Origin of the sequence: Huijunlia imazamoxiresistens (assembly GCF_037132455.1) — a bacterium.
Classification (GTDB): Bacteria; Bacteroidota; Bacteroidia; order Chitinophagales; family Chitinophagaceae; genus Flavisolibacter; species Flavisolibacter imazamoxiresistens.
Window position 1 is genome coordinate 39,602 of the sequence record NZ_JBBBEI010000010.1, and the last position, 11,973, is coordinate 51,574.

The window sequence follows — 11,973 nt, forward strand, 5'->3', positions numbered from 1 at the left end:
TTTTCTTGTTGTTTCCGTGGACTAAACTAGAAGGTCAGCCTTAGCAGGGCATTAGAGAGGCATTAAAAAGGAATTAGAACTGCCCATCAATGGGCAATAGACAATAGGCAATGGCTTGTTGCTTATTGCTTGTTGCTTGTTGCTTGTTGCCTATTGCCTATTCTTAGCAGTATAATTACCTCAGGGGGATGCGAATGAACAGCGTGCACCCCTTGCCGGGAGCACTTTGCAGGGATAAGGTCCCGTTCACGGTTTCCGCCCGGGTGCGCATATTCTGGATGCCGATGCCGGCGCTGCGCTCGTTGGGGTCGAAGCCTTTTCCGTCGTCGGTCACCGTGGCGCTCAGCACCCCTTCGGCCTGGGAAAGGTCCACCTCCACCTTCCGGGCCTGGGCATGCTTCAGGATGTTGGTAAAATGTTCCTGCAGGATGCGGAACAGCATCAGGTGAATGTACTGGTCCATGCGGCAGTCTTCCAGGCCGGCGGTATGGAAGGAAACCTTCAGCTTTTGAGTAAAGGCCACGGACCCGAGCAGGTCCTTGACGGAATCGCACAGGTTAATATTCGCCAGCGAGGGAGCTGCCAGTTGTTTGGAAAGACTGCGGATCTCATCGATCGCCTCCTGCTGGAGCTTACGTGCCCGCTCCAGGGTAACCTGGTTATTCGGGCCGTCCTCGAGGCTGAGCTCCATCAGCAGCTTTACCGTGGTCAGCACCTGGTTGACGTTGTCATGCAGCTCCTGGCTGATCCGGGAGCGTTCCTTTTCCTGGGTGTTGATAATGGCCCGGGTAACTTTCCGGCGGCTATCTTCCTGCTCCCGGCGCAGGGTTTCCCGCAGGTGCTTCTGCTCGGTAATGTTCTGGCCGCAGGAATAAAAATTACCCGCTTCATCCTGTACGATCGTGGACCAGGAGATCCAGAAATAGCGGCCGTCGCGGCTGCGAAAGCGGTTTTCCACCACCTGGTTGTGCTTGCCCGCCTTCACCTCCTGGTATTCCCGTACCGTAACCGCCACATCATCGGGGTGAATAAAATAAACAAAGGGATGGCCCATAAGCTCCGCTTCCGGGTAGGCGAGCAAATCGAAAAATGCAGGATTTACCTTTTTATAAAACCCGTCCTGGTCCAGGATGCAAAAGAGGTCGTGGGATATATTGAAGAACTTTTGATACTCCGCCATTGACCGGAAGTTGATTGGGTTGTTCCTGCAAAAAACGTACTACACCCTTTTTAACGCCAATTTAAAGGGTCAAAGGAAATCCCCGGCCGGAAAACGCCGATCATTTGGGGCAGTTCCCTAACTTGCCCCTCCGGTTGCCCCCTATTTTTTTTCACCCTTTTCATTTTTACCCATGGAAGAACGGAAGATCCTGATTGTGGAAGACGAGCGCAAGATTGCCGATACCATCAAGCTGGGGCTGACGGAAAACGGCTACTACGTGGAAGTGGCCTACGACGGCGCCATCGGCTATAAGCTGTTCCAGGCCCACGACTATAACCTGGTGATCCTCGACATCAACCTGCCGGGGCTGAATGGCTACGAGCTGTGCAAAAAGATCCGGGCCCAGGATACGGGCATTCCCATCATCATGCTGACCGCCCTGGGCTCGTTGGGCGACAAGGTGGAAGGCTACGATGCCGGCGCCGACGACTACCTGGTCAAGCCCTTCGAATTCCACGAGCTGCTGCTGAAGATCCGTGTGCTGCTGAAGCGCACCATGCAGCAACAGCTGCCGGTAGGCAATGTGCTGAAAGCCGCCGACCTGACCATGAACCTCGACAGCAAGGAAGTGGCCCGCGGCCAGGTACGCATCAACCTCACCGCCAAAGAATTCCAACTGCTGGAATACCTGCTGCGCAACAAGAACCGCGTGGTCTCCCGGGCCGATATCGCCATCAACGTCTGGGACATCGACTTCGACACCAACACCAACGTCATCGACGTCTACATCAGCTACCTCCGCAACAAAGTCGACAAGCACTTTGAACCTAAACTGATCCAGACGCAAGTCGGTATGGGGTACGTTCTTAAAGAATAAGTTTCCGAGTTTACAAGTTTACGAGTTTACGAGTTGCTTGCGCCCATCAGGAACTCGTAAACTCGTAAACTTGTAAACTCGGAAACTTCTCATACCCTTTAACTTAAAGAACATGCCCATCCGCCTCCGGATCACGTTTTTGTTTACGGCCATTGTATTTACGATACTGAGCCTGGTGTGTGCCACGGTTTATTATGTGTCGCACGACAGCCGGATCCGCATCATCACCAGCCGCCTGGCCAACCGGGCCATCACCACGGGCCGGCTGCTCAGCCAGTCCGAGACCTTTCATCCCCAGCTGATCCAGAAGATCGACTCCTCCACGGCCATGTCGCTGAGCCATAAGACCGTGCAGGCCTACGATTACCTGAACAACAAGATCTACTCGTTCAGCGACCGCCTGTCGGACACGATCGCGGTGGACGAAACCATCCTGGACGCGGCCCGGGTGGAGGGACTGAAAGCCTACCGACTGGGACGGAAGGATATCGTGGCTTATCATTATACCGATGCCCGCAACCGGCTGGTGCTGGTGGCTGCCGGCCTGGACGAGGCGGGCCTCCGCCACCTGCAGCAGCTGTCGGCGATCCTGATCTTCAGCTTTATCGGGGGCGTGGTGGTGACCTTTCTTTCGGGCTATATTTTTTCTTCGCGGCTGCTGCTGCCCATCCGCAAAATTGCCGACGAAGTCAACGAGATCTCGGCGCGGAACATGGCCAGCCGGATCGCCGAAGGCTCCGGCCGCGACGAATGGCACTACCTGGCGGGCACGCTGAACCAGCTGCTCGACCGCCTGCAGGAAAGCTTTGAAATGCAGCGCCGCTTTATCGCCAACGCCTCGCACGAGCTGTCCACCCCGCTGACCGCCATTTCCAGCCAGCTGGAGGTGTCGCTGCAGCGTGAGCGGGAGGCCGGGGAATACCGCAAGGTGCTGCAGTCCATTTACCAGGATGTGCGCAACATGAGCCAGCTGACCCTGACGCTGCTGCAGTTTGCCAAGGCGGCGGGCACGGCCGCCGGCATTGAGATCCACCCCATCCGGGTGGACGAAGTGCTGCTGCGGCTGCCTTCCGAGCTGGCTAAGGCCAACAAATGCCACCTGGTGCAGTTGCAGTTCGGCGAGCTGCCCGAGGAGGAGGAAGCCCTGCTGGCGACGGGCAATGAAGAACTGCTGTTCACGGCCATCAAAAATATCGTCATCAACGCCTGCAAATATTCCGACCCCCACGAAGCCGTCGTGCAGCTGTCCGCAAAAGAGCAGGACATCATCATCCAAATTATCGACAAGGGGGTCGGCATCCCGGCGGCCGACCTGCCCACGATCTTCGAGCCCTTTTACCGGTCCGAATCCACGCTGCACCGCGAGGGCTTCGGCCTGGGGCTGTCCCTGGCCTACCGGATCATCAAGCTGCACAAAGGCACCATCAGCGTGCAGTCGGAGGTGCAGGTGGGCACTATATTTACCGTCGTGTTGCCCTCGGTGCAGAAAATCCCGCGGTTTTAATCGCTTTCTAATCCCAGACTAAGGCCGGCTTAATAAGATAGTTGCACTTTTCCGTAAAGAAATAACTCCCGGATATGAGATCTCCCGTACGCATACTGGCGGCGCTGCTGTCTGTCATTGCCTTTTTGCTGTTGACCAACACCTGGCTCTGGGTAAAGAACCAGACCTACCGGCAGCGCAACCGGGAACTGATCCTGGAGAACGATTCCCTGCAGGCCGTAAATATCAAGCTGGCCGAAAAGAAAGAAAAGCGCCTGGTAATGCGGAAAGAAAAAGGATAGGAATGCGAAATTTCGGATGTCGGATTTCGGATTTCGGAACCCTTGACTGTAGTAAGTGTCTTTTGCAGCAAAAGCCCTCTAACATTCGATATAATAAACAAAAAGCCCCCGGGTTTCGAGGGCCATCTTATAAATAATACAGTTTCTTCTGTCAAAGGTTCCGAAATCCGAAATCATCCGACCTTCATCAGCGACTCCTTATGGCTGAGCGCACCCAGCAGGGACAGGACCATTTGCGGGGTGTAGAGGTTGAAGCGGGCAAAGGAGGCCTCCGCTCCGATTTTGATGGTCCAGGCGTTGCGGTCGGCCGCCAGGGCCCGGAACATATCCTCGTCGGTCCGGTCGTCGCCCAGGGCCAGGATGAAGTCGAACCGCTCGGGAGAAAACTCCTCCTGGATCACCAGTCCCTTGTTCATGCCATACACCCTTACTTCCACCATTTTGTTGCCCCGCAGCACCTGCACGCCCAGGTTATGGGTATACTCGTTCAGATCCTTGAACAGCTCCGCCGCACGCAGCGCCGCCGCTTCGCTATTGGTATTGCGGTAGTGCCAGACCACCGAAAACTCCTTGGTTTCCACGAACGAGCCGGGACATTGCTGCACGGTGGCTTCCATCAGGTCGCGCACCAGCCCTTTCCATTCGCGGGGCGCCCCGGTGCGGTCCCGCCAGCTGCCTTCCTTTTCCTTCATGCGGGCGCCGTGTTCGGCGATGATGTTCAGGGGCAGGTGTCCCAGCCAGCTGTCAAGGGTGGCGCTGTCGCGGCCGCTGATGATGCAGACCGTATTGTTCGGGGCCTCGGCCAGTTGCTGCAGCAGCTCCAGGAGGTGGGCGCCCGGCCGGGCCTGGCCCGGCGTATCGGCAAAGGGCACCAGCGTGCCGTCATAATCCAGAAGAATCAGCCGCCGGCGGCTCCGGTCCCATTTGTCAAAAAGGTCTACCCGCGACAAGTCGTCCAGGAATTTTACCTGGTAGTCCTGCTGCCGCCGCTTCATGTCGGACAGCTGGCCCAGGAAGTCCGCTGCCCAGTCCTTTACCTGGTAGTGGGCGATGCGCCGGCGCATCAGCTCCATACGGGTGCGCTGTTCCTGCGGGCTCATGGTCAGGCCGCTGTGGATCTTGCCGGCGATCTCCTCCACGTCATTGGGATTGATGAACAGGGCCGTGACCAGCTCCTTGGCCGCCCCGGCCATTTCGCTCAGCAGCAATACGCCGCCCTGGTCCTGGCGGGCCGCCACGAATTCCTTGGCCACCAGGTTCATGCCGTCGCGCAGCGGGGTGATCAGCGCCAGGTCGCAGGCGGTGTACAGCGCCAGCATTTCTTCGAAGGGCAGCGACTGGTACTGGTAAATGACCGGCTGCCAGTTGAGGGTGCCGACCCGGGAGTTGATGTTGCTGATCAGTTCGTCGATGAGCTTTTTGCGTTCCTGGTAGCGCGAGATGGTATCGCGGGAAGGCACCACCACCAGGATGAACACCACCTTTTCGCGGAATTCGGGATGGGTGACCAGGAAGTGTTCGTAGGCACGGAGTCGGTGGCTGACGCCCTTGGTATAGTCGAGCCGGTCCACGGAAAAAATGATCTGCTTGCCCTCAAAGGATTGTTTCAGGGTCGCGCGCCGCTCCTGCACTTCCGGAACCGCAAAGCCATTGCTGAACAGGTCGAAGTCGATGCTGATGGGAAACACCCCGGCCGTTACCAGGCGGTTGTCGTAGGTGATCATCCGGTTATCGGTATCGGCGCCCAGGATGATCTTGACGCACTGCAGGAAGTGGGTGACATAATCGATGGTATGGAAGCCCACCAGGTCGGCGCCCATCATGCCCTGCAGCAGGTCCTCCTGCCAGGGACGGGGCAGCATGCGAAAGAGCTCGTAAGAGGGGAACGGGATATGCAGGAAAAAGCCGATGGTGATCTCGGGCACCAGCCGCCGCACCTGGGCCGCCAGGGGCAGCAGGTGGTAGTCGTGGATCCAGACCACGTCGCCGGGGCGGGCATGGCGGGCGATCACTTCGGCGAAGGCCGCGTTCACCTGCTGGTACGCCTGGAAATCCTCGGTGCTGTATTCGGCGTAGGAAGGAAAATAGTGAAACAGGGGCCAGAGCACCGAATTGGAAAAACCGTTGTAGTAGCCGTCGTACGTCTTCCGGGGAGCAAAGACCGGCAGGAAGGTATAGGGTGAAGGCTCCAGGAAGGTTTCGGCCTTGGTCCAGGTTTCGGGGCTGCAACAGGGCATGCCCACCCAGAAGGTTTCGGCATAGCCGGTGGCGGCGGTACCGCCCTCACCGTTGAGGTACGAGTTGACCGCGGATACCAGTCCACCGGCGCTGGGCTGCACACTGATCTCCCCCGCGATGCCCTGCACCTGCACCGGCAGCCGGTTGGCTATAATAAAAAGTCTGTTCCTTGTGTTCATGCATTCAGGTTTTAAGGTGAATGGTCGGAGGATATTGGGCATCAAACCTAGAATCGTGAACGTAGAGGTGCATTAAAATGAAATTAATTTTCAATTAGAAGTTCGGAAGGCGTCGTTTCCCCCATTGCCGGAGGTTTTCCTATCTTAGCTTTGCAGCCGCCTTCCGGGGCCCCCTGACGATTCCTTCGCCCTTCACCCCTGAACTCCCCTACATGAAGCATGACCGGTTCCAGAAATTAAGACAACAGGTGATGTACGGCTTTGAACTGCTATTTCCCGAAAAGTTCCGGGAAAATGTGTTGCAGGCACTGCCGTTCTGGGTGGCCTCCCTGTTGGCGGGCCTGGTGGCGGTAGGGTATGCCCGCCTGTTCGGGTATGCCGAGCAGTTGTCGGCCTACCTGTTTCATTCCTACAAGTGGTCGATCTTTTTGCTGATGCCCCTTTGCTTTTCCCTGGCCTGGTGGATCGTGCAGTGGTTTGCTCCCAATGCCCGCGGCAGCGGCATTCCGCAGGTGATGGCGGCCATCGACCTGTCCACTCCCCGCCAGGCCGCGAAGGTCGATAAGCTCCTGGGCTTCCGCATTATGGTCACCAAGATCGCCTCCAGCCTGGTGATGGTGCTGGGCGGTGCCGCCGTTGGCCGCGAGGGACCCACCATCCAGATCGCCGGCTCGGTCTTTCACCTGGTCAACAAATGGATCCCGGCCCGCTGGCCCCGGCTGGCGTTGCAGAACTTTATCCTGACCGGGGCGGCCGCCGGGCTGGCGGCCGCCTTCAACACCCCCCTGGGCGGGCTGGTATTTGCCATGGAAGAGCTGGCGCGCATCCATGTAAAATATTTCCGCACCGCCCTGTTTTCGGCCGTCATCATTGCCGGCCTCACCGCCCAGGCCATCCTGGGCCCCTACCTGTACCTGGGTTATCCCGATGTCGGCAACCTGCGGTTCACGGTCTTTTTCGGCGTGGCCGCCACGGCGGTCCTGGGGGGCCTCGGGGGCGCCGCCATGTGCCGTATCATCCTGCGGGCCATGAAATGGCGCAGCCGCTTCAACACCCCTTCCAAAAACCTCCTGTTCCTGGCGGGCGCCGCCCTGTTGCTGGCAGGTGTCGCCTTTTTCCTGGACCACCAGGTGATGGGGTCGGGAAAAGAGATCATGAACAAGGTATTGTTTACCCCGGACAAAAGCATGGAAGGGCAGACCGTGCTGTGGCGCATCTTCGGTCCCGTCCTGTGCTTTATCACCGGCGGGGCCGGCGGTGTGTTTGCCCCTGCCCTGGCGGCCGGGGCGTCCATCGGGGCGTATGTGGCCGACCTGTCGGGGATGACGGGCGCCACCGCCAACATCCTGATCCTCAGCGGCATGGTGGGCTTCCTGACCGGCGTTACCCGGACGCCCTTCACCTCGGCCATCCTGGTGCTGGAAATGACCGACCGGCACAGCGTCATCTTCCACCTGCTTCTGGCCGCCCTGGCCGCCAACCTGGCCGCCCTGCTGGTGGACGGACACTCCTTTTACGACCAGCTGAAAAAGGGTTACCTGAAGGATGCGTTAGGAGATGGAGAACAGGGGAATGGGGAAAAAGCGAAGGAAAACAGGGAAACGGAAAAGTGAAGCCGTGGAAATGAAAAAAGATTCCGGGGCCTGGCGCCCCGGAATAGGACTTACTTTTCGGAGATGACAAAGGTGATCGGCTGCCTGCGGTAGGCATTGACCTTGCGGCCATACTGCCAGGCCGGCGTCCAGCGGGGCGACAACCTCAATATGCGCAGCACTTCCTGCTCCATGCCAAAGCCGTAGTGGGTGAGCGGCTCCATATCGGTGATGCGGCCTTCGGTATTCACGATAAACTGTACCATCACGGTATAAGCGCCGGCAGGGGCTTTCTTCTTCACCGGCACGTCGCCCCTCAGGTTGCGTCCCAGGAATTGCGACCAGCCCGTCAGCCCCTCGGGAAACTGGGCCTCCTGCTCCTTACAGTCGGCGGCCGCCCGTTGCTTGCCCTGCTCATCGAAACAATCGCAGGAAGCCCTTTCGCCTTGGACATAATTTTCCACCGCCAGCAGCTGGCCGTTGGCATGGTAATAATTCCAGCGGCCGACCCGCAGGGTATCCGCAACGAGGCTGCCCTGGCTGAATACCTTGCCGTTGACCTGGAAGTTGGTGTGCACGCCATTGCCGGCCCCGTCAAAATGCAGGGAGTCGGTCCGGAGCCCCTTGTACCATTTCAGTTGCACCCCGCTGACGCGGCCGGCTTTAAAACCGGCCGAATCGGTCACCTGGCCCGCCTCGTTATACTCCTTCCATACCCCCTCCTTTTTTCCGTTCTGGTAAAGGCCGGAGGAAAGCGTCGTACCGTCGGGGTAATAACGGGACACGGTACCATGGGGCAGCTTGCAGGCCGCATCCAGGTAGGTGCCCTCCCGGGCCAGCGTGCGCTCGGGCAGGTAGGTCAATGCGCGGTACCAGAGGTCGCCTTTCTTTTCGGTACGGACAAGATAACGGGGAGCCGTGGTGGTGGGTTTAAATTCATTATCCCAGACCTCTTCCTGTTTCTGGGCAAAACCGGAAGCTGCCTGCGCCAGGAGGAACAGGCTAAACATCATTTTCTTCATAAGCTGTTGGTTATAAGCGGCAAAATAAATCAAAAATTGCCGCAATACCCTGAATTTCCCTTTCTGTCCCCATAAAAAAAAGCCCGGGAGGGTGCCCGGGCTTTTTTCGTACTCAATAAAGGCGAAAGCTTATTTCAGGGTGGCGATCAGCTTTTCGTTCAGCCGCACGTAGTCCGTGTTCTTCTGCTGGCGGGCCAGCTCCATGGATTTTTCGGCGGTCTTGCGGGCTTCGTCCTTGCGGCCCAGCTTTGCCAGCGCCTGGGCTTTCTGGTAGTGGATAAAGAAGGCGTTGGGCTGTTGCTCCAGGGCCTTGTCAAACCACTTCAGGGCCTGGTTCAGGTCCTTGCCGGTTTCCAGGTAATAAGCGGCTGCCTGGAAATAGGGACGGGTGTCTTTATTCAGGGCATTGTCGATCTGCGTCATCACCTTGCTGTCGATGTCGGTGGAAATGGGCAGGCTCACCGCCACGTTGTCCCAGATCAGCTGCAGGTCGGTACCGGCAGGCTTTACATTGGAAAACAGGATGGTGAAGGTTTCCACCGGGAACGGCAGGGCCTGGGGTTTGGCCTGCACCCGCACCACGTCGTTCTCGGGCTTGTAGGCGGCCGGGCTGGTAACGTCGAGCTGTTTGGTGATGATCAGGGTCCAGCTGTTGGCATCGGGGATGGACAGCAGGCCGTATTTGCCGGCCGGGATCTTTTTACCGCCGATGGTCACTTCGTCGCTGAAGGTAAGGGTGGTGGCCTGGTTGGCACCGGTACGCCATACCTGGCCGTAAGGCACCAGGTCGCCGAAGACTTTGCGGCCCTTTACCCCCGGGCGGGAATAGGAAAGTTCAATAGTGCCCAGCCCGAAATTCTGGGTAACGGTCTGGGAGGGGCTGGGTTGCGGCATTTTGATCGATTGCGCGTCTGCTGTAGCGAACAGGGCTACCAGAGCGCTGCACAGCACGATTTTTTTGAACATGGTGTTGTTGTTTTGCGGCAAATCTAAGAAGGAGAAAGCAATCCGGCGGCGGGATGGCGGAAGTGGGGAAAAGCCCCTGGCGGCACGTACGCTAATTCCTGTAAATTTGACGGTGCAGCCTTTTATAAGCGCTGAGCTGAGTTGATACCCAAGCACCCATTACACTATGCCGAAACCCTTTATTGCCTCATCCGCTACGAATGGCCATGACCGTGAATATCACCTGCTGGAGCAGGCTCCCTTTCCCGTTTGTATTTTGCGGGGTGCTGACTTCGTAGTGGAAATGGCCAATGAAAAGGTCCTGGAGATCTGGGGCGTCACGGCCGCAGAAGCGATCGGCCGGCCTTACCTGGAGGTAAATCCGGCTGCCCGGGAGCAGGGCCGGGAACAGGTTTTTGAACATATTTACCGCACCGGCGAAGAAGCGGTCGTGGATGAAGTGGCGGTGCGCATTTCCCGCAAGGAGCAAACCCTGGACCAGGTGCACAAGATCCATTACGTGCCGGTCCGGGATACCGGGGGCACCATCACCGGCATCATGGCCGTCGGCATGGACATATCCGGGCAGGTGCAGGCCCGCAAAAAGCTGGAATCCAGCGAAGAACAGCTCCGCATCGCCCTGGAAGTGGGCGGCCTGGGTTTTTATGACTTTATCACCGGCACCGGCGATGCCATGTGGTCGGACCGGGCCAAGGAGATCTTCGGCCTCGAAGGCGAAGGAACGGTTCCTTACGAAACTTTTTTGCAGTCCGTGCATCCCGGCGACCGCCAGCGCATTCATAACGACCTGGTGCAGGCCCTGGAGCGCGCCGACAGCCAGCGGCTCGCCAACGAATACCGCATTACCGGCCTGCACAACGACCGCCTGAGGTGGGTACGTACCAATGGGAAGATCTTTTTCGACCAGGAGGGAAAAGCCCAGCGGATCATCGGGGTGATCCAGGACATCACCGGGCAGAAGCTGGCGGAAGAAGCCCTGAAAACCAGCGAGGAGCGCTTCCGGACGCTGGCCAACAACGCCCCCATGTGGGTATGGATGGTCGATGCGCAGCTGCAGGCCACCTATGCCAATAACGAGATGCTGGAGTTTACCGGCCTGCAGCAGGCCGCCGGGCTCACGAAAGAAGCCTGGGATCGCCTCCTGCATCCCGACGACCTGGCCGCCACCAAAAATATTTTCAACGCCGCCCTGTTCCAGGAAGGACCCTATACGCTGGAGGTACGGGCGCTCCATGCCGCCACCGGCGAATACGAATGGTTCCTGCTGAAGGGGGTGCCGCTCCTGGACCAGAGCACCCTAACGGGCTATATCGGCACGGGCGTGAACATCCACCCGCAAAAGATGTTCATGGAAAAGCTGGAACAGCTGGTGGTGGAACGCACCCAGGAGCTGCTGCGCTCCAACGAAGACCTGCAGCAGTTTGCCCACGTGGCCTCGCACGACCTGAAAGAGCCGGTACGCAAGATCCGGACCTTCGGCAGCCTCATCCTGCGCGAATTCGAACATACCCTGCCGGAAAAGGCAAAGCTGTACCTGGGCAAGATGGAAGCCGCCGCCGCCCGCATGTACAGCATGATCGAGGGCGTGCTGGTCTACGCCTCGGCCGAGGCCGCGGAAATCAAAAAGGTGCCGGTTTCGCTGTCGGATACCCTCTACAGCGTGGAAACCGACCTGGAGGTGGTGATTCACCAGAAGGGAGCCGTGATCCGCTACGGCAACCTGCCGGTGGTGCCGGGCGCCCCGGTGCTGCTGCACCAGTTGTTTTATAACCTGGTCAATAATTCCCTGAAGTTTTCCCGCCCGGGGGTCCCGCCTATAATCACCCTTTCGGCCGAAACCCGCACCGGTGCGGAGTTGCCCGCCTCCCTGCTGCTGCCCCCCGAGGCGCCCTACGTAGTGGTGGAGCTGGAGGATAACGGCATCGGCTTTGAGCCGCAGCACGAAGACAGCATTTTCAAAACCTTTGGCCGCCTGCACACCCGCGAGCAGTACGAAGGGACCGGCCTGGGCCTTGCCCTCTGTAAAAAGATCGCCGAGCGCCATGGCGGCTCCATCCGGGCCGAGGGAAAGCCGGGCGCGGGCGCAAAGTTTATCGTGTACCTGCCGCTGGAGCACCAATAGTGCCTTTATTCTGTTCATCAACTACAGGAT

General features: G+C 58.4%; 9 protein-coding genes. 5 read left to right on the top strand and 4 right to left on the bottom strand.

Features of this window, described 5'->3' with window-relative positions:
• Positions 1-175: 175 nt before the first annotated feature.
• Entirely contained in the window at positions 176-1,180 is a 1,005-nt protein-coding gene (locus tag V9K67_RS13550; protein WP_336723307.1) for a PAS domain-containing sensor histidine kinase, read from the bottom strand.
• A 172-nt stretch (positions 1,181-1,352) separates the two neighbouring features.
• Between V9K67_RS13550 and V9K67_RS13555 the strand changes: the two genes are divergently transcribed.
• From V9K67_RS13555 to V9K67_RS13565, 3 genes are all read left to right on the top strand, one after another.
• A complete protein-coding gene (locus tag V9K67_RS13555; protein ID WP_336723309.1) occupies positions 1,353-2,039 on the top strand; it encodes a response regulator transcription factor in 687 nt (228 codons plus the stop codon).
• Between the two features lie 112 nt (positions 2,040-2,151).
• Positions 2,152-3,543, top strand: a complete 1,392-nt coding sequence (locus V9K67_RS13560; RefSeq protein WP_336723312.1) for a sensor histidine kinase — start codon at positions 2,152-2,154, stop codon at positions 3,541-3,543.
• Between the two features lie 74 nt (positions 3,544-3,617).
• Positions 3,618-3,824, top strand: coding sequence for a hypothetical protein (locus V9K67_RS13565; RefSeq protein WP_336723315.1), 207 nt, complete (start codon positions 3,618-3,620; stop codon positions 3,822-3,824).
• 173 nt (positions 3,825-3,997) lie between these two features.
• Here V9K67_RS13565 and V9K67_RS13570 read toward each other — a convergent pair whose 3' ends face one another.
• On the bottom strand, positions 3,998-6,241 hold the full coding sequence (locus V9K67_RS13570) for a bifunctional alpha,alpha-trehalose-phosphate synthase (UDP-forming)/trehalose-phosphatase (protein WP_336723318.1): 2,244 nt from the start codon (positions 6,239-6,241) through the stop codon (positions 3,998-4,000).
• A gap of 212 nt (positions 6,242-6,453) precedes the next feature.
• Between V9K67_RS13570 and V9K67_RS13575 the strand changes: the two genes are divergently transcribed.
• Entirely contained in the window at positions 6,454-7,854 is a 1,401-nt protein-coding gene (locus V9K67_RS13575) for a chloride channel protein (RefSeq protein ID WP_336723321.1), read from the top strand.
• A gap of 50 nt (positions 7,855-7,904) precedes the next feature.
• On the opposite strand, the gene V9K67_RS13580 is transcribed toward V9K67_RS13575, so the two are convergent.
• Positions 7,905-8,855 carry an energy transducer TonB gene (locus V9K67_RS13580; protein WP_336723325.1) on the bottom strand — a complete coding sequence of 317 codons (951 nt, stop codon included), beginning with the start codon at positions 8,853-8,855 and terminating at the stop codon, positions 7,905-7,907.
• A gap of 129 nt (positions 8,856-8,984) precedes the next feature.
• On the bottom strand, positions 8,985-9,821 hold the full coding sequence (locus tag V9K67_RS13585) for a DUF2911 domain-containing protein (protein WP_336723328.1): 837 nt from the start codon (positions 9,819-9,821) through the stop codon (positions 8,985-8,987).
• A 166-nt stretch (positions 9,822-9,987) separates the two neighbouring features.
• Between V9K67_RS13585 and V9K67_RS13590 the strand changes: the two genes are divergently transcribed.
• Positions 9,988-11,943, top strand: coding sequence for a PAS domain S-box protein (locus V9K67_RS13590; protein ID WP_336723330.1), 1,956 nt, complete (start codon positions 9,988-9,990; stop codon positions 11,941-11,943).
• The last annotated feature ends 30 nt before the right edge of the window (positions 11,944-11,973 follow it).